Origin of the sequence: Vibrio tapetis subsp. quintayensis (genome assembly GCF_030409945.1) — a bacterium.
Classification (GTDB): Bacteria; Pseudomonadota; Gammaproteobacteria; order Enterobacterales; family Vibrionaceae; genus Vibrio; species Vibrio quintayensis.
Genome location: NZ_JAUFQV010000028.1, coordinates 283,532 through 301,877, shown reverse-complemented (window position 1 = coordinate 301,877; position 18,346 = coordinate 283,532). Strand labels below are relative to the sequence as shown.

Below are 18,346 nucleotides of genomic sequence, written 5' to 3'. Positions count from 1 at the left end.
AGACGATGACCTTACCCGCCCCGCTAAACGCTCAATCACAACAAGCTAGAGAGCAAATTGAACAGCAGTATCCCAATGTGTTCGACACATGGCCTCAAGCCAAGTTAACCGAGCTGGATCTCGTGTTAGGTTTGAGTGACTTCATTGCCGATTCATTGCAACGAGACGAGAAGCTGTGTCAACGCCTGCCTGAAATGCTAGCGGTGCAAAATCGATCTACTGACTATCGTGAAAAATTAAAGCGTCAGTTAGCCAAATGCGAAGACGAAGCGAGCTTGAATCGCAAACTGCGGCAATTCAGGCGTAGAGAGATGTGTTATATCGCTTGGCGAGATTTTGTTGGTTCATGGTCGCTAGAAGCGAGTTTAATGCACCTGTCTGAACTGGCAGAGGCCATGATTTTTGAAAGCTATCATTGGCTTTACAAAACCTGCTGCCAAGAGTGGGGCACACCGTGTAATGCTGAAGGCGAAGCACAGCCATTACTAGTGATCGGAATGGGTAAACTTGGCGGAGGTGAACTCAATTTCTCTTCTGATATCGATCTGATTTTCACTTACCCTGAAAATGGCGAAACTCAAGGTGTTCGCCGTACGATTGCTAACGCTCAGTTCTTTACTCGCTTAGGTCAGCGATTGATTAAATCGCTAGATCAGCCGACATTCGATGGCTTTTGCTATCGGGTAGATATGCGCTTACGTCCGTTTGGTGAAAGTGGTCCTCTCGTCATGAGCTTTGCTGCGCTTGAAGATTATTATCAAGAACAAGGCCGAGATTGGGAGCGCTATGCCATGGTTAAAGCCAGGGTCATGGGCAGCGAAATGTACCCTCAATATCAAGAATTACGTCAGATGCTAAGGCCGTTTGTTTTCCGTCGCTATATGGATTTCAGTGCGCTGCATTCTTTGCGCCGAATGAAATCGATGATCACCAGTGAAGTTCGCCGCCGAGGCTTGAGCAACAATATAAAATTAGGCGCTGGTGGTATTCGTGAAGTCGAGTTTATTGCTCAAGTTTTTCAGCTCATTCGTGGCGGACGTGAGCCAAGCTTAAGAGGGCGAGGATTGCTGGAAACCCTAACCGCGATAGAAGATCTCGGTCAGCTAGAAAGGGCTGAAGTCGAACAGCTAAGATCCGGCTACCTGTATTTGCGTAAAATGGAAAACCTAATCCAAGCGCTGGCAGATAAACAAACCCAAACATTACCCGATTCAGAAATCGACCAACAACGTTTGGCTTATGCGATGAAGTTTGAGTCTTGGGATGACTTACTCACTCAAACTCAAGCCCACATGAATAACATCCATCAAGTTTTTGAAGATCTTATCGGTGAGGAAGAAGAAGACGGCGATGCTATTCCAAAGCATTTCAGTGAACTGTGGGATATGGCGCATTCGACAGAAGTGATCGAACAAATCCTTGAACAAGATTTACATATGGAACAGCCAGAAGAGATGGTGAATACCATTGTTCAGTTTAAGGCTGATTTAGCGAAGAAAACCTTAGGGCCACGGGGGCGTGAGGTATTAAACCGGTTGATGCCTAAAGTCTTTAGTGCGCTTTACCAGCATAAAGATGCGCAGTTTGGTTTATCGCGGGTGTGTTTTCTACTGACCAATATTTCAACTCGAACTACTTATTTAGAGTTACTCGATGAGCACCCTGCAGCACTCGTGCAGCTTGTACGCTTGTGTACCGCAAGCCCAATGATTTCGGAGCAATTGGCTCGTTACCCGATATTACTTGATGAGCTAATAGATCCGCAGCAACTTTATAACCCCATTCCTCTGTCGGCTTATAAATCGGAGTTGCGCGACTATTTAGCACGTATCCCGCAAGATGATATGGAACAGCAGATGGAAGCCCTGCGTCAGTTCAAGCAGATTTGTATTCTGAAAATTGCCGCCGCCGACATCGCAGGGGTACTGCCTGTGATGAAAGTGAGTGATCACCTGACGTATTTGGCAGAAGCCATCGTTGATGCGGTGATTAGCCAAGCATGGTTACAAGTGACGGAAAAATTTGGTGAGCCGACTCATTTGAAAGACCGAGGCAGCAAAGGCTTTGCGGTGATTGGCTACGGAAAAGTAGGTGGGTGGGAGCTGGGCTATAACTCGGACTTGGATATCGTGTTTATGCACGACTGCCCAGTGTCGGCAAATACCGATGGCAATAAAGAAATTGATGGTAGGCAGTTCTACCTGCGCTTGGCTCAACGAGTCATTCATATTTTTTCAACTCGAACGGCATCAGGGATCTTGTACGAGGTCGATACTCGTTTGAGGCCATCAGGCGTTTCTGGGTTACTAGTCAGCCCAGCAGAAGCATTTGATGAATATCAGTTGTCAGATGCGTGGACATGGGAGCATCAGGCTCTGGTTAGAGCAAGGGCCATTTATGGTGACGAACCTTTAATGGATGCATTTAATAGCACGAGAACCAAAATACTGGCGCTAGAGAGAGAGGAAAAAACGCTGCAGAAAAGCGTCGTTGAAATGCGTCATAAGATGCGAGAGCACTTGGGAAGCAAGAAAGCGGGCCGCTTTATGCTTAAGCAAGATGAAGGTGGTATTACCGATGTTGAATTTTTGGTGCAATACTTGGTCTTACACTTAAGCAAGACATATCCAGAGCTGATTCGATTCTCTGATAATGTTCGTATTTTAGAAGTTGCGGCGCAATTGGAACTATTACCTGAGTCGCAAACAAGGCAATTGATTTCGGCCTATACAACGCTTCGTGATGAGATTCATCATAGAAATTTATTAAACCAAGATGCAGACGTCGATGAAGGTCGATTCCTCGAAGAGAGGCAAGTGGTGACAGAAGCTTGGAATGCTTGGCTTGGTAAACAACAATAGTTATTTTTTGATGGTTTGGGGTTGTGTTACCATGCCCCCAGATCTGATGTATTGGAGACAGTTATGAAACCCATTTTGCCTGATTACGCTCAATCTGGTGTATTGATCGTCGGCGACGTGATGCTTGATCGCTATTGGTATGGCCCAACAGGACGCATTTCCCCTGAAGCGCCAGTGCCAGTCGTTAAAGTAGAAGAAAACGAAGAGCGTCCGGGCGGCGCGGCTAACGTAGCAATGAACATTGCGGCGTTAGGAGGCAAAGCACACTTGGTTGGATTGACCGGTCAGGATGAACCTGCACGAGTACTCACCGATAAACTGTCATCACTGAAAGTAAAGTGTGACTTTGTTGAGCTGGCAGACTTTCCAACCATTACCAAACTTCGTGTTATGAGCCGTGGTCAACAGTTGATCCGTCTAGACTTTGAAGACAGCTTTAAGAGTGTTGACTCTAGCCACGTGCTTACTCGCATGGAACAAGCCCTGCCAAACGTGAAATCGGTGATTTTGTCGGATTACGCCAAAGGTGCATTGGAACACGTTCAAGCGTTTATTCAGAAAGCTCGCGCGGCTAAAGTACCAGTATTCATTGACCCTAAAGGCGCGGACTTTGAGCGCTACCGTGGTGCAACCTTATTGACGCCAAACATGGCTGAATTCGAATTAGTTGCCGGTAAGGTTGAAGATGATGCTGACTTGGTGGCCAAAGGCCTAGCTCTGATTGAAGAATTTGAATTTGAAGCATTGCTAGTGACTCGCAGTGAGCACGGCATGACACTACTTCGCCGTGATCAAAAGCCGTTCCACTTACCAACGCAAGCACAAGAAGTGTATGACGTAACCGGTGCAGGCGATACGGTTATCTCAGTTCTTGCGGCATCGGTTGCGGCGGGTAAGCCGTTTGAAGAAGCTTGTGCTTTGGCTAACGCTGCGGCGGGTGTCGTGGTAGGTAAGTTAGGTACTTCTACGCTGTCTACCATCGAATTAGCAGAAGCGGTTCATGGCAGCCAAGATACGGACTTTGGTATTATTAGCGAGAATGCACTCATCGAAGCGGTGAAGAAAGCACGAGCTAAAGGCCAAAAAGTGGTGATGACCAATGGTTGCTTTGATATTTTACACGCAGGTCATGTGTCGTATTTGAATCATGCTGCTGAGCTGGGTGACCGCTTAATTGTGGCGGTTAACACCGATGAGTCTGTTCGTGCGTTAAAAGGCCCTGGTCGTCCTGTAAACCCAACCGATCGCCGTATGGCGGTATTAGCAGGCTTAGGCGCTGTTGATTGGGTTGTACCGTTTAATGAAGAAACACCACAACGCTTAATTTCAGAAGTGTTGCCAACCTTGCTAGTGAAAGGTGGCGATTACAAACCGCATGAAATTGCTGGTGGCGAAGAAGTGATTGCCGCAGGCGGCGAAGTTCGAGTACTAAACTTTGAAGATGGCTGCTCTACGACTGAAATCATCGAAGCGATTAAAGGCGGAAAAGGATAGGATTCGCTGCGCGAAGCCCGTCTCTGTATTCTACTCAAAAAAAACGACGCATCACGCGTCGTTTTTTTATTCTTCAGCTTTTAGTACTTAGCTTTTAGTACTTAACCTTCAGTACTTATTAACCTGCAGCCTTAAGACCCGCATTAATATCAAGGATATCTTGCTCGCTCAGCGTACCAACCGCTTGACGCAGTTTCAGTACACTTAAGATGTAATCGTAACGTGCGTTAGACAGGTTACGGTTCGCATCGTATAGACGACGAGTTGAATCGAGAACATCAACGATAGTACGTGTGCCCACATCAAAGCCGGCTTCGGTTGCTTCAAGTGCTGACTCTGCAGAAATTACAGATTGGTCATAAGCACGGATAGCACCGATAGTCGCTGAGATGTTGTTGTTTTGTGCGCGAACGTCTTTTACTACGCTACGGTATACTTTCTCAAGATCTTGACTCGCTGCAACGTATTTTGATTCAGCTTGTTTTACTTGAGATGTGGTGTTACCACCAGTGTATAGCGGAACGGCCAATTGAACACCGATGTTAAAGTCGTTGTTAGATTGGTTCGATGATTGTGGGTACGCTTTGTCTTTATCTGAATACTGGTAACCACCGCTTAGACTTAACGACGGTAGATGCCCAGAGCTTGCTAGCTTGATTGTGTCTTTCGCGATGTCTTGCGCAATACGCTGTGCCAACAAGCTCAAGTTTTTCTCTTGCGCTTCCTTTACTAGCTCCGCAGATGGTGTGTCCGATTTGCTTGCAGAAAAACGCTCTGTATCCAATACGTCTAGGTTTGCGTGCTCTTGGCCTGTGATCTCACGAAGGGATTCGTAGCTGTTGATCAAGGTGTTGTCTGCAAGAACCTCTGAGGCCAATACGCTGTCGTATTGAGCTTGTGCATCGTGCACATCGGTAATGGCAGAGAGACCCACTTCAAAGCGTTGTTTCGTTTGCTCTAATTGACGAGCAACGGCTGCTTTTTCAGCGCGAACGAATTCTAGGCTGTCTTGCGCACGCAGTACTTCAAAATAAGCTTGAGAAACACGAAGGATCAAACCTTGTTGTTGTGCGGCATAAGTGGAGTCCACTTGACGAGCACTCATTTCAGCTAATTCTAGGTTTACCCAACTGCTGCGTTGGTACAACTCTTGAGTAAAACCAACACCGGCTGAAAGTACGTTGCTTTCACGCTCTGGGCGATCAGCACTAGTACGAGCAATGTCGTAACCCGCGGTCAGGTTAATTTGTGGCAGTAGGGTACTACGAGAGCTGTTTACTGCTTCAAATGCCGCTTCGCGAGATGCTGCAGCACTAAGTAATTGAGGATCATTCTGTTTTGCTAAGTTGTAGATCTCAGTGATGCTGTCAGCAGTTGCTGTTGCAGATAAACTGCCAAGTGCAGCACTGATAAAAATTGGAAGCAGCTTTTTCATCTTGCTTTTCCTTTGCCTTAAATTAGTAAATGACGCCACACGAGTGTAACTTATATTGTTGCTTATTGTGCAAGCAATAGTGTTATTTGTCACTATATAGTCCACTCGTATAGCAAAATAATCGAATCTCTAAATTTTTTTTGCAATGATTGTCAAAAAAGTTGAGCGCTGTCATTGGTCATTGGGCATAACTACGAGTATTATTTCTACTTCTCGGAGGGATCTATGCGCCAGTCAGACAACAAGTTCAAGCAGTTTACTCATAGTGATGTAAAAATCATCTCAAAAACCACGCTTTTTTCAGGTTTTTTTAAGGTAGTTAAATATACTTTTCAACATAAACTATTTGAAGGTGGCTGGAGTAGCAAGGTTCAACGTGAAATGTTTGAGCGCGGTCACGCGGCAGCCCTTATTCCATATGATCCAGTGACCGACCAAGTCGTTATGATCGAACAAATTCGAGTGGGTGTATTGGAACATGATAACCCTTGGCAACTTGAAATAGTGGCAGGTATCATTGATGTGAATGAGTCCCCAGAAGACGTCGTAAAACGTGAAGCGTTCGAGGAAGCTGGCATTGAAGTGAGAACCGTCGAAGCCATCACCAGTTACTATCCATCTTCGGGTGGGTGTTCTGAGAAACTGGATGTATTTGTAGGCTTAGTGGATGCAACAAGCGCATCTGGAGTTCATGGCTTAGACTATGAAGATGAAGACATCAAAGTACATGTTTTCTCTAGATCCGACGCTTATCAGTTGGTCAAAGATGGAAAAATTGAGAATGGTGCCTCAATAATGGCATTACAATGGTTAGAATTGAACCATGAAGAATTAAAGTCTAGGTGGGTAAAGTAGTGAAAACAAAACCATACCATGTTGATCTCGCTGAGTTGATGCGTGTGTATGAAACAAACTATGCCAAACTCAACGCTTTATTGCCGAGTCAGCCGAGCGTAGGAGATGTACGCTCTTACCAAGTTGAACAAATGGTGTATCAGATCGAAGTGTCTGAAATCACCAAATATACGACGGTGGTTGATATCTGCCAATGTGAAGAGTTACCTATATTCCCATTGCCTAAAATGGCCGTGCGTTTGTATCACGATGCTAGGGTTGCGGAAGTCTTTGCAAGTGAATTGATGGTTAGAGTGAAAGCTAAATACGATTACCCAAATTCAAAAATGGCACAAAAAGATGAAAAGTTTCAGCTTAATCGTTTCCTAGGTGAATGGTTAACCTTTTGCTTGCGTAAGGGCATTAGCCGTGCGCCGGTTTATTAAATAGTCAGATAGAGCACTAAAGAGAATTAGTCAGGTTTTATATTTTGAGATTGGCATTAGAATCAACGGAAAGCATTAAGCTTATACAAATAACAGATACTCATCTGTTTGAACCAGTGGATGGCTCCTTATTGAGTGTAACTACGCTCGATAGCTTTCACGCGGTTGTCGATGCTGTTCAAGCGACTGAATTTGACTATTCCGCTATTCTAGCGACCGGTGACATTTCTCAAGATCATACCGATACTTCCTATCATCGCTTTGCCGACGGTATTGCCCCGTTGAAAAAGCCGTGCTTTTGGTTGCCAGGCAATCACGATTACAAGCCAAGTATGCAAAGTGTGATGCCATCTGCTCAAATCGTAGCGACCACACATGTATTGCTAGGTGAGACTTGGCAGATCATTTTACTTGATAGTCAAGTAGCTGGCGTCCCTCATGGCCGGCTAAGTGATGAGCAACTGGCATTGCTGGACGAAAAGCTTACAACGCACAGTGACAGACATAGCCTAGTGTTGCTGCACCATCATCCTATTTTAGTTGGCAGTGCGTGGCTTGATCAGCATACGTTACAAGAATCTGAACAGTTATGGTCGGTAATCGGTAAGCATAGTAATGTAAAAGGCATACTATGCGGCCATGTACATCAGGATTTTGATGTTAAGCATCAAGGCGTACGAGTGATTGCCACCCCGTCAACCTGTGTTCAATTTAAGCCAAACTCTGCTGATTTTGCTCTTGATAACCAGTCGCCGGGTTGGCGTATGTTAGAGTTGTTTGCAGATGGCGAACTAAAGCTTGAAGTCGGCAGGCTAGAATCTGACAGTTTTTTGCCTGATTTCACTTCAGCAGGTTACTAATTTATCGTGACACCTCGAGGAAAAGAGCTAGTGAACACATCAGAAAAGCCGTCGCTGTTGCTCTATATTCATGGCTTTAACAGCTCGCCTAACTCTCTTAAGGCACAGTTGATGAGCGAGTATTGTCAACAATATCGACCAGACATCAAAGTGGTTATCCCTCAGATCTCTTGTTATCCAGAAGCGGCAAGCCAGCAGCTTATCCAGCTCATAGAGTCTCATATACACGATTACAAAATAGGGCTCGTTGGTAGCTCTTTAGGCGGTTACCTATCCACGTGGTTAAATAGTCGTTATGGGCTAAAAGCTGTGTTGGTGAATCCTGCTGTGCGACCATATGAATTATTGGCCGATTACTTAGGTGAGCAAGTTAACCCTTACACCAATGAAATGTACGTGCTCGAAACCGCGCACATGAGTGAACTCAAAGCGTTAGAAGTTGCACAGCTAGCTCAACCAGCTGATTTTTGGTTGCTGCAACAAGAAGGCGATGAGGTATTAGATTATCGTCAAGCGGTCGATAAATATCAGTTGAGCCGAAAAACAGTCGAGGCTGGTGGTGATCATAGCTTCGTTGGATTCGAACGATACCCAGAACAAATCATCCAATTTTTAGAACTATAGAAATATTGACTCCATCAACGCAATGGGTATGGGGTCATAAATTTATCCTTTAGTTTCGTCTCTCACTTGACATCACTTGGTCTGTTCCAGACTATGTCTCATCATAGTTTCGAACACTGCGTATTTGCTGCCTTTTTCTTCTATCAGGCTTATTTTCCAACAGTGTCCAGTATAAAACTTAACAATCTAGCTGCGAACGACAATTTGTGGCCCAAATCATTTGAGTATAAATCCGTATTATGGCTGAACAATATAATGCGAAAGACCTTTCGGTTCTTGAAGGTCTTGACCCAGTAAGACATCGCCCTGGCATGTACACTGAAACCGATCGCCCGAACCATCTCGCTCAAGAAGTGATTGATAACTCGGTAGATGAAGCGTTAGCAGGGCATGCAAAGAAGATAAAAGTCATTCTTCACGCTGATCAATCACTGGAAGTGATCGATGATGGGCGTGGTATGCCTGTTGATATCCACCCAGAAAAGGGGATCTCAGGTGTGGAACTTATTATGACCAAGCTGCATGCTGGTGGTAAGTTCTCTAACGATAACTATAAGTTTTCCGGTGGCTTGCACGGCGTAGGCATCTCTGTTGTGAATGCCCTATCAACGCGTGTTCAGGTAACAGTGAAGCGTAATGGCGAAGTCCATGAGATTGCCTTTGAAAGCGGTAACACGGCGTCTCCATTAACGACAACCGGTACGTGTGGTGTGAGAAACACCGGTACATCTGTTCATTTTTGGCCTGACCCTAAATACTTTGATAGTTCTAAATTTTCCGTATTGCGCTTAGTCAATAACCTGCGTGCAAAAGCGGTGCTTTGTTCTGGCTTGGAAATCACCTTCAGCGATAAAGTGAATGGCGACGAGTATAAGTGGCTTTACGAAGACGGCTTGAACGACTACCTAGCAGAAGGTGTGAAAGGTTATACCGTTCTACCTGAATCACCTTATATTGGTGAATTTGTCGCAGAAACAGAAATGGCAACGTGGGCGATCATTTGGCAGCCTGAAGGCGGTGAATTGATCACCGAGAGCTACGTAAACTTAGTACCAACCAAACAAGGTGGTACGCATGTGAACGGTTTGCGCCAAGGTTTGCTTGATGCCATGCGCGAATTCTGCGAGTTCCGTAACTTGTTACCTCGCGGAGTTAAGCTCACGGGGGACGATGTATTTGATCGTTGTTCTTATGTATTGTCGGTCAAAATGCAAGAGCCACAGTTTGCAGGGCAAACCAAAGAACGTTTGTCTTCTCGTCAGTGTGCAGCTTTTGTTTCTGGTGTGGTTAAAGATGCCTTTAGCTTGTGGTTGAATGAAAAGCCACAGCTAGCTGAATTGTTAGCTGAATTGTGTATTGCCAATGCGCATCGCCGTATGCGAGCAAGCAAAAAAGTGGTCCGTAAAAAAATCGCTTCTGGCCCGGCATTACCGGGTAAGCTGACCGATTGTTCAGTACAAGATTTAAACCGTACCGAAATTTTCTTTGTGGAAGGTGACTCGGCAGGCGGTTCTGCGAAACAAGCTCGTGACCGAGAATTCCAAGCAGTAATGCCTCTACGCGGTAAAATTCTGAATACTTGGGAAGTGTCTGCTGATCAAGTCTTGGCCTCTCAAGAGGTACATGATATCTCAGTCGCTTTGGGTATTGACCCTGACAGCGATAATCTAGAAAGCTTACGTTACGGTAAGATCTGTATCCTTGCGGATGCGGATTCCGATGGTCTTCACATTGCGACCTTACTTTGCGCTTTATTTACGCGTCATTTCCGTTCTTTGGTTGAAGCGGGTCATATTTATGTGGCGATGCCTCCTCTATTTAGAATCGATTGCGGCAAAGAAGTGTTCTACGCCTTGGACGAAGATGAAAAAGATGGCGTTTTAGAAAGATTAAGTAAGAAAAAAGCCAAGATAAACGTTCAGCGATTTAAAGGACTGGGTGAGATGAACCCACTTCAATTGCGTGAAACCACCATGGATCCAAATACTCGTCGTTTAGTGCAACTTACGATTGATGATAATGCGGAAACCGATGAAATGATGGATATGCTGCTAGGTAAAAAGCGCGCCGATGATCGACGCACTTGGTTACAAAGCAAAGGCGACTTGGCAGAGGTTTAATAGATGTCTACAGAAATTACATTTGATGGCGTTGAACAGCAGCCAATGCGCAAGTTCACCGAAGACGCTTATCTCAATTACTCCATGTATGTAATCATGGATCGCGCGTTGCCTTATATTGGTGACGGCTTAAAACCAGTACAGCGCCGTATCATTTACGCGATGTCAGAGTTAGGCTTATCAGCCGCGTCAAAATATAAAAAATCCGCTCGTACCGTAGGTGATGTACTGGGTAAGTACCATCCACATGGTGACTCTGCGTGTTACGAAGCCATGGTGTTAATGGCTCAGCCGTTCTCTTACCGTTACCCATTAGTTGATGGGCAAGGTAACTGGGGGGCGCCAGATGACCCTAAGTCTTTCGCAGCAATGCGTTATACCGAAGCGAAGCTGTCTAAATTTGCTGAAGTTCTACTGGGTGAATTAGGCCAAGGCACAGTTGAGTGGCAACCAAACTTTGATGGCACAATGAAAGAGCCACAAATGTTGCCTGCTCGCTTACCTCATATCCTGTTGAATGGCATTACAGGTATTGCGGTTGGTATGGCGACAGATATTCCTCCGCATAATGTGCGTGAAATTGCCAAGGCAACCGTTCACCTGATCGATAACCCTAAAGCTGAACTAAGCGACATTATGAGCTTTATTCAAGGGCCGGATTATCCAACAGAAGCGGAAATTATTTCTCCTTCTTCTGATATCGAAAAAATCTACCGCACAGGTAAAGGCAGTATTAAAATGCGTGCGGTATGGCACAAAGAAGGCAGCGATATTGTCCTGACTGCTTTGCCACACCAAGTATCGGGCTCTAAGTTATTAGAGCAAATCGCCGCTCAAATGCGAGCGAAAAAATTACCGATGGTCGACGATCTTCGTGATGAAGGCGATCATGAAAACCCGACTCGTATCGTTATTGTGCCGCGTTCTAATCGTATTGATTGCGATCAGTTGATGAACCACTTATTTGCCTCAACCGACTTAGAAAAGAACTTCCGCGTTAACTTGAATATGATTGGCCTAGACAATCGCCCTCAAGTTAAAGGCTTAGTAAAAATCATTTCTGAGTGGATTGAGTTCCGCCGAACGACAGTACGCCGTCGCTTGCAGTATCGATTAGATAAAATTCTTGCTCGTTTACACATTTTAGAAGGTTTGTTGGTTGCTTATCTCAATATTGACGAAGTCATTGAGATAATCCGCACTGAGGATGAACCAAAAGGTGTCTTGATGCAGCGCTTTGGTATCAGTGATATCCAAGCAGATGCCATTTTAGATATTAAACTGCGTAACTTAGCTAAGTTAGAAGAGTTTAAGATCCGCGGTGAGCAAGAAGAACTAGAGAAAGAGCGCGATAAACTGCAATTGCTTCTTGGCTCTGAGCGCCGTATGAATACGTTGCTTAAGAAAGAAATTGAAGCGGATGCTGAAAAATACGGCGATGACCGTCGCTCTCCTATTGTTGAGCGTGCAGAAGCAAAAGCAATGACTGAACGCGATTTAATCCCAAGTGAAACAATCACCGTTGTTTTATCTGAGAAGGGTTGGATACGTCACGCGAAAGGTCATGATGTTGATGCGTCTACTTTGAATTTCAAATCCGGTGATAACTACCTTGCGCATGCAAGAGGTAAGAGTAACCAGCAAGCGGTGTTCTTAGGCAGCGATGGCCGCAGTTACTCGTTGGAGTCACATTCCCTGCCGTCTGCACGAAGCCAAGGTGAGCCAATTACAGGTCGCTTGAACATCAGTCAGGGTACTTCGGTGACTCAGGTGATCATGGGCGAAGATGAGCAGTTGTGGTTAGTGGGCTCCGATGCGGGCTATGGCTTTGTTTGTAAAGGCAGTGACTTGTTGTCGAAAAACCGCAGTGGTAAAGCTCTGGTTAACTTACCAGCAAGCTCTGAGTTAATGGCGCCAAGTGCGATTAATAACTTAGACAATGATGAGATTTTAGCAATCACGAATCAAGGTCGAATGTTGATGTTCCCGATGAAAGATTTACCACAATTGGGTAAAGGTAAGGGCAACAAAATCATTAATATTCCATCGGCTAAGTCAAAAGCTCGTGAAGAGATGGTGTCGCATTTGATTTCCATCCCGCAAGGCGCAACGATCACTCTTTATGCCGGTAAACGTAAGCTTGGTTTGAAACCCGCAGACCTAGAGAACTTCCGTGGTGAGCGTGGTCGTCGTGGCGGTTTACTGCCAAGAGGGCTGCAACGAGTTACGCGCATTGAAATTGATTCTGACGAAGCTAATATCGAAGATGTTCAAGAATAAGTGTTTATAACGCGCTAAACGAAAAATCCCCGGCTTGTCAGCTGGGGATTTTTATATTTGGCTAAAGGCTAAAGGCTAAAGGCTAAAGGCTAAAGGCTAAAGGAATAGGCCGAATCCGGTCGTTTGCTTAACGTGGCCTTATGTATGTTACCCTTGAGGGTCATCGCCAACCGTTACATTTAGTTTAATTTCTTCGCCTTTTCTTAGTACTGTCATGGCCACTTCAGTACCTGGTCTTAGTCCTGCTACAATCTCTAATACACTGTCTCGACCTTTTACTTTCTGGTCATCGATCATCAAAATTACGTCTTGCTTTTGAAAACCAGCCAATGCAGCAGGCCCGGTTGGGTCAATACCCATTACGATAATTCCGCCTACGTAGTCACCGCCCAATAAGCGAGAAGATACGGCGTTAATGTCCTGTCCATCGATACCTATGTAGCCTCGAATGACTCGACCGTCCGCTATGATTTTTTCCATAATGGTATTTGCCAGTGAGTAGGGAATGGCAAAGGAAATACCGTAGGTTTCAAGATCGGTGGCTTGCTGAAAAGAAGCGGTATTGATGCCAACTAGTTCGCCACTGGTATTGACTAACGCGCCACCGGAATTACCTTGGTTTATGGCCGCATCGGTTTGAATGAACGCTTGACGACCATCGGCACTAATAGAAGATCGGCCTGTCGCGGAAATGATACCAAAAGTGGTGGTTTGGCCTAAATTATAAGGGTTACCAATAGCGAGAACGATGTCGCCGACTTTTGCTTTATAGTCTGAATTTAACGGGATGACCGGGAGGTTATCAATGGCCACTTTTAATATTGCGATGTCCGTTCTACGATCTTTGCCGATCAGTGTCGCGGCAGAATAGCGACCATCTTGTAGGGCCACGATAATTTGATCCGATTGAGCAATAACGTGGTAATTAGTAATAATGTAACCTTTATCGCTGACAATGACTCCTGAGCCTAAGCCTTGAGTTTTAAGTTGCAGCTTATCTTCTTCAACGTATTGTCGGCTATAGATGTTAACTACCGCAGGCCCAGCTCGTCTTACAGCATGGCTAAAGGACAGTTGCAGGTCACCAATGGTCTCTTCGATCAAAGGTTTAGGTAGATTGATAACGGAACTACGAAGTGACGGTACAGCAATCAGTAGTATGATGGCTGTGGCCAAGCCCATTAATACTGAGCGTAGAATTGCTTTTCCCATAGTACCCTCTCATCGATACTGCATAAGAACATCAGTTCGACTCGAATCATTATTAAAAATTGAAGCGATTACAAACATGTAGACTGAGAGGATAGCACTGCTTTTAGATGAAAGAAAAGGGAACTTGCAACCAAGCTCCCTTTATCAAGACGTATTATTGTTTATGTTCGTTGCTTATTTGACAACTAAGTAGAGGGTGCGCTCTCCACGTTGGATATTGAGGGCCAATACGCTTGGTTTGCTTTCTAGTAAGCTCCGCAGTTCCGCTAGGTTTTTCACTCGCGTGCGGTTTACAGCAAGAATTATGTCACCAGCTTGTAATTGGTAGGCTTCCGCTGGAGACCCTTTAGCTACCTGGGTAACTTTAACCCCTTTTTCGGAATCGCTGGCATCCGTGTTAATAAGCTCCGCTCCAGTTAGCCCCTCGTGAAGTTTATCGGCCTTGGTTTTCGCGTCGCTGGCTTCTTGTAACGTCACATCGAATGACTTGGGTTTACCATCTCGAATGACGCCCAATGTCACCGTTTTACCAGCGCCTAGGGAAGCTATTTTGGCTCTTAATTCCCCAAAGGTGGCAATTTTTTTGTCGTTGATGGATACGATGATGTCTCCAGCCTCAATGCCCGCTTTATCTGCCGCACTGTCTTGCAATACTTGGCTGACAAAAGCGCCTTTGCTGGAGTCGTAACCTAACGCCTCGGCGAGCTCTGAGGTGATCTCTCCGCCTTGAACGCCTAGCATGCCACGTTTAACTTGGCCAAACTCCAATACTTGATCAGTGATGTTTTTCATCATATTGGTAGGAATGGCGAACCCAATGCCCACATTGCCCCCATTAGGCCCGAGAATGGCTGTGTTGATGCCGATCAGTTCACCGTTCAGGTTGACCAGGGCACCGCCGGAGTTACCGCTGTTAATAGCGGCATCGGTTTGAATGAAGTTTTCAAAGTTTTCTAAGTTAAGGCCACTGCGGCCAAGGGCGGATACAATACCAGAAGTCACGGTTTGCCCGAGCCCAAATGGGTTGCCAATTGCAACGGTGAAGTCACCGACACGAAGCTTATCTGAGTCGGCCAATTTAATTTGAGTCAGGTTGCTGGCTTTTTCACTGAGCTTTAATAGCGCGATATCTGACATTTCATCGCCACCGATAAGCTCGGCGTCATATTCTCTGCCGTCATTAAGTTTAACGCGTATTTCATCGGCGCCTTTAATCACGTGATAATTCGTGACGATTTGGCCTTGCTTCGCATCAACGATGACACCAGAGCCTAACCCGCGGAAAGGCCGCTCTTGAAGTTGTTCTGTTGGAAATTCGGGGCCAAAGAAAAATTGGAATGCTTCTGGGATGTGCTGGTTAGATACTTGTTTGCCTTCAACGGCAATGCTTACAACCGCCGGGGTAACAAGCTCTAGCATAGGTGCTAGGCTTGGCAGTTGTTCGCCACTGACCACAACGGGTAACGCTGCACTAGCAGGCAGTGGCGTGATGATTGAACTTAAGCTTAAAGTTAAAGCCGATAAAACAAGCATAGGTTTTTTCATCATAAGACTCCTCTCTAATAGGTGAGAATTATGACCTAGCTGGTTAAATAAAGTTCAATCAATGTTGTTTATGCAGACTTTTTCTCTTCAACGGTTGGCGGTGTTTCGATGATTTCTTTCTCATCATCTTTTAACAGCCCTGTTGCGCCATTAGCGTAATCCTTTGGTTGAGAGTTTGAGTCTTCGTGTGCTTCCGTCTCAATTTGTGGCTCTGGGTTCTGTTGAGTTATTTTTTTCACAAACGGATTATCTTGCTCAGGAACATTCGGCAGTAATTCGCTCGATGTCTTTGCCATGTGCTGATATAGCTTAGTGTAATCTTTACCAAGGATATCCAACATTTCAGCGGTTTGAGAGAAATGGTCGGTGAGTTCTTGACGTTGTTGTTCCAACTCAAATTTAGCGCCATCAAGTTCTTTTTGGACCAGTTTTTGTTTATTGTATTCCGGTGTCATAAAGCGAGAAATTGCAAAACCAATGATAAGACCGATAACCAGTCCGATTAAGGCGTACATCCAAGGCATAATTGCTCCTTTGTCGTTGTTGTCACTTTTAGGGTGGGAAGCATGAGTCAATATTTGGTGCGTTAAGCGGTGACACTATTGGTTATTATTTTTGCCAGATACCGACCATGGAATGTTACTACACTGTTACATGTTAGCCCGATCATGGTACTATGAGTCGATACTCTGATAAAGAAAAAAGCACATTAGAATAGTAATAAGATGTGCCAATAAATTTTGACTGACTGAAACTAATTTCTCTGTATTTGACTTCGCGGTGGCTATCTTTACCTAGCAACCAGTGAGTCAAGATAGACGGCCTTAAGGTATAGCTCTCCGCCATGACCCCGAAACAAAAATATATGCAAGATATTGAACTTAATGGATTTAGTGTCGATGCTGCGCAGACGCAAGCGGTTGATTGTTTAGAACAGCTATATCATGATTTTTTAGGGTACCAACAGGCACCCGAGCCTCAGCAAGGCCGTTTAGCCCGCTGGTTGGGTAAGAAGCCTCAAGCAAAAGAACAACCACAAGGTCTGTATTTTTGGGGCGGCGTTGGGCGGGGTAAAACCTACCTGATGGATACCTTTTATGATGCCGTACCAAGTTCAAGAAAAATGAGAGTTCACTTTCATCGCTTTATGTATCGTGTGCACGATGAGCTAAAGGAATTGCAAGATGTAAGTGATCCTTTAGAGAAAGTAGCGGATAGCTTTAAAGCCGAAGCGGATATTATTTGTTTTGATGAATTTTACGTATCAGACATAACTGACGCGATGATTTTAGCCACTCTGCTGCAAGCTTTGTTTGCACGAAATATGGTATTGGTAGCGACGTCTAATATTCCACCTGAAGATCTGTATAAAAATGGCCTGCAAAGAGCTCGTTTTATGCCTGCCATCGAACTTATCCAAAAAAACTGCAAAATACTCAATGTTGATAGCGGCGTTGATTACCGACTGCGAACCCTAGAGCAGGCTGAAATCTACCATTACCCGTTAGATGAAGCGGCCAACCGAAATTTGAACCTCTATTACCAACAACTGGTTGGTAACGGACACAGTTCGGTTACCAATATAGAGGTGAATCATCGCCAGCTGGACGTCATTAATAGCCATGACGATGTTCTATTTGCTAGCTTTGAGCAGCTTTGCGAAACCATGCGCAGTCAAAATGACTATATTGAGCTGTCTCGTGTTTACCACACGGTTTTGCTTGCTGACGTGAAAATAATGCAAAGAGAAAGCGATGATGCAGCTAGGCGTTTTATCGCCTTGGTTGATGAGTTTTATGAACGCAATGTCAAACTGATCATTTCTGCCGAAGTTGCCTTGGAACTACTGTATTCCGGTGGCCACTTAGAGTTTGAATTTAAACGTTGTCAGTCGCGGCTTATTGAAATGCAGAGCCATGAATACTTAGCCAGAGAGCACCTAGCTTAGCGCAAATGTTACCTTTCCTTGATTGCTCACCAAAATACGGATGAAAAAATTGACTTTTTTACTCGAAAAGAGGTGATTTTTTCCTCACTCTTCTCTATAATCCTGCGACCTACCGTTACTGCCGGCCTCTAATTGCGAAATTATTGCGGTTATGCCAAGAGTTTCCAACACTCGAAGGGGTGATAATGGTGCTCTTAGACAGTGGGAACAAATACTTGTTCCTTAAGTGTAAATTTTTTAAATAGGTAATTATTAGCATGAAAACTTTCGTTGCTAAACCAGAAACTGTAAAACGCGACTGGTATGTAGTAGATGCTGAAGGCAAAACTCTTGGCCGTCTAGCAAGTGAAATCGCTTCTCGCCTTCGTGGCAAGCATAAAGCAGAATACACTCCTCACGTAGACACTGGTGATTACATCATCGTTGTAAACGCTGAGAAAGTTGCTGTAACAGGTAACAAGGCGAAGGGTAAGGTTTACTACCGTCACTCTGAATTCCCTGGTGGCCTTAAGACAATCACTTTTGAAAAATTGATTGTTAAGAAGCCAGAGATGGTTCTTGAACTAGCTGTTAAAGGTATGTTACCACGTGGTCCTCTAGGCCGTGCTATGTACCGTAAGCTAAAAGTTTACGCTGGCGCTGAGCACAACCATGTTGCTCAACAACCACAAGTACTAGACATCTAAT

The 18,346-nt window shown here is 44.9% G+C and carries 14 protein-coding genes; 10 read left to right on the top strand and 4 right to left on the bottom strand.

Annotated elements, in window-relative coordinates; all coding sequences use genetic code 11:
- Positions 1 to 5: 5 nt before the first annotated feature.
- Together glnE and hldE are read left to right on the top strand one after the other, a co-directional pair.
- Positions 6 to 2,861: a bifunctional [glutamate--ammonia ligase]-adenylyl-L-tyrosine phosphorylase/[glutamate--ammonia-ligase] adenylyltransferase gene (glnE, locus tag QWZ04_RS14735; protein ID WP_290329025.1), complete on the top strand. Its 2,856-nt coding sequence runs from the start codon at positions 6 to 8 to the stop codon at positions 2,859 to 2,861.
- A 63-nt stretch (positions 2,862 to 2,924) separates the two neighbouring features.
- Entirely contained in the window at positions 2,925 to 4,355 is a 1,431-nt protein-coding gene (gene hldE / locus QWZ04_RS14730) for a bifunctional D-glycero-beta-D-manno-heptose-7-phosphate kinase/D-glycero-beta-D-manno-heptose 1-phosphate adenylyltransferase HldE (protein WP_290329024.1), read from the top strand.
- Positions 4,356 to 4,473: 118 nt separating this feature from the next.
- On the opposite strand, the gene tolC is transcribed toward hldE, so the two are convergent.
- Positions 4,474 to 5,790, bottom strand: a complete 1,317-nt coding sequence (tolC, locus tag QWZ04_RS14725) for an outer membrane channel protein TolC (protein ID WP_290329023.1) — start codon at positions 5,788 to 5,790, stop codon at positions 4,474 to 4,476.
- A gap of 225 nt (positions 5,791 to 6,015) precedes the next feature.
- Between tolC and nudF the strand changes: the two genes are divergently transcribed.
- From nudF to parC, 6 genes are all read left to right on the top strand, one after another.
- Complete coding sequence (gene nudF / locus QWZ04_RS14720; protein WP_290329022.1) at positions 6,016 to 6,645, top strand: ADP-ribose diphosphatase; 630 nt, start codon at positions 6,016 to 6,018, stop codon at positions 6,643 to 6,645.
- On the top strand, positions 6,645 to 7,070 hold the full coding sequence (locus tag QWZ04_RS14715) for a DUF1249 family protein (protein ID WP_435433620.1): 426 nt from the start codon (positions 6,645 to 6,647) through the stop codon (positions 7,068 to 7,070). The genes nudF and QWZ04_RS14715 overlap by 1 nt, the downstream gene beginning before the upstream one ends.
- 44 nt (positions 7,071 to 7,114) lie before the next feature.
- Positions 7,115 to 7,930 carry a 3',5'-cyclic-AMP phosphodiesterase gene (cpdA, locus tag QWZ04_RS14710; RefSeq protein ID WP_290329020.1) on the top strand — a complete coding sequence of 272 codons (816 nt, stop codon included), beginning with the start codon at positions 7,115 to 7,117 and terminating at the stop codon, positions 7,928 to 7,930.
- A 30-nt stretch (positions 7,931 to 7,960) separates the two neighbouring features.
- Positions 7,961 to 8,554 carry an esterase YqiA gene (gene yqiA / locus QWZ04_RS14705; RefSeq protein ID WP_290329019.1) on the top strand — a complete coding sequence of 198 codons (594 nt, stop codon included), beginning with the start codon at positions 7,961 to 7,963 and terminating at the stop codon, positions 8,552 to 8,554.
- A 239-nt stretch (positions 8,555 to 8,793) separates the two neighbouring features.
- On the top strand, positions 8,794 to 10,674 hold the full coding sequence (gene parE / locus QWZ04_RS14700; RefSeq protein WP_290329018.1) for a DNA topoisomerase IV subunit B: 1,881 nt from the start codon (positions 8,794 to 8,796) through the stop codon (positions 10,672 to 10,674).
- Between the two features lie 3 nt (positions 10,675 to 10,677).
- Positions 10,678 to 12,954: a DNA topoisomerase IV subunit A gene (gene parC / locus QWZ04_RS14695; RefSeq protein WP_290329017.1), complete on the top strand. Its 2,277-nt coding sequence runs from the start codon at positions 10,678 to 10,680 to the stop codon at positions 12,952 to 12,954.
- 147 nt (positions 12,955 to 13,101) lie between these two features.
- Here the strand turns inward: parC and degS are convergent, their stop codons facing one another.
- The 3 genes from degS to zapG form a co-directional block, all read right to left on the bottom strand.
- On the bottom strand, positions 13,102 to 14,166 hold the full coding sequence (gene degS / locus QWZ04_RS14690) for an outer membrane-stress sensor serine endopeptidase DegS (protein ID WP_290329016.1): 1,065 nt from the start codon (positions 14,164 to 14,166) through the stop codon (positions 13,102 to 13,104).
- A 174-nt stretch (positions 14,167 to 14,340) separates the two neighbouring features.
- The gene (locus QWZ04_RS14685) at positions 14,341 to 15,711 is read right to left on the bottom strand and encodes a Do family serine endopeptidase (RefSeq protein ID WP_290329184.1); all 1,371 of its coding nucleotides are present in this window, start codon (positions 15,709 to 15,711) and stop codon (positions 14,341 to 14,343) included.
- A gap of 68 nt (positions 15,712 to 15,779) precedes the next feature.
- Positions 15,780 to 16,235 carry a Z-ring associated protein ZapG gene (zapG, locus tag QWZ04_RS14680; protein ID WP_290329015.1) on the bottom strand — a complete coding sequence of 152 codons (456 nt, stop codon included), beginning with the start codon at positions 16,233 to 16,235 and terminating at the stop codon, positions 15,780 to 15,782.
- 320 nt (positions 16,236 to 16,555) lie between these two features.
- Between zapG and zapE the strand changes: the two genes are divergently transcribed.
- Together zapE and rplM are read left to right on the top strand one after the other, a co-directional pair.
- Entirely contained in the window at positions 16,556 to 17,659 is a 1,104-nt protein-coding gene (gene zapE, locus QWZ04_RS14675) for a cell division protein ZapE (RefSeq protein ID WP_290329014.1), read from the top strand.
- Between the two features lie 257 nt (positions 17,660 to 17,916).
- Positions 17,917 to 18,345 (top strand): 50S ribosomal protein L13, encoded by a 429-nt coding sequence (rplM, locus tag QWZ04_RS14670; protein ID WP_102521109.1) that lies wholly within the window; start codon positions 17,917 to 17,919, stop codon positions 18,343 to 18,345.
- The last annotated feature ends 1 nt before the right edge of the window (position 18,346 follow it).

Excerpts from the sequence above, each read along its gene's own strand:
- glnE (WP_290329025.1), top strand. The coding sequence starts at position 6 with ATGACCTTACCCGCCCCGCTAAACGCTCAATCACAACAAGCTAGAGAG.
- hldE (WP_290329024.1), top strand. The coding sequence starts at position 2,925 with ATGAAACCCATTTTGCCTGATTACGCTCAATCTGGTGTATTGATCGTC.
- tolC (WP_290329023.1), bottom strand. The coding sequence starts at position 5,790 with ATGAAAAAGCTGCTTCCAATTTTTATCAGTGCTGCACTTGGCAGTTTA.
- nudF (WP_290329022.1), top strand. The coding sequence starts at position 6,016 with ATGCGCCAGTCAGACAACAAGTTCAAGCAGTTTACTCATAGTGATGTA.
- parE (WP_290329018.1), top strand. The coding sequence starts at position 8,794 with ATGGCTGAACAATATAATGCGAAAGACCTTTCGGTTCTTGAAGGTCTT.
- parC (WP_290329017.1), top strand. The coding sequence starts at position 10,678 with ATGTCTACAGAAATTACATTTGATGGCGTTGAACAGCAGCCAATGCGC.
- degS (WP_290329016.1), bottom strand. The coding sequence starts at position 14,166 with ATGGGAAAAGCAATTCTACGCTCAGTATTAATGGGCTTGGCCACAGCC.
- QWZ04_RS14685 (WP_290329184.1), bottom strand. The coding sequence starts at position 15,711 with ATGAAAAAACCTATGCTTGTTTTATCGGCTTTAACTTTAAGCTTAAGT.
- zapG (WP_290329015.1), bottom strand. The coding sequence starts at position 16,235 with ATGCCTTGGATGTACGCCTTAATCGGACTGGTTATCGGTCTTATCATT.
- zapE (WP_290329014.1), top strand. The coding sequence starts at position 16,556 with ATGACCCCGAAACAAAAATATATGCAAGATATTGAACTTAATGGATTT.
- rplM (WP_102521109.1), top strand. The coding sequence starts at position 17,917 with ATGAAAACTTTCGTTGCTAAACCAGAAACTGTAAAACGCGACTGGTAT.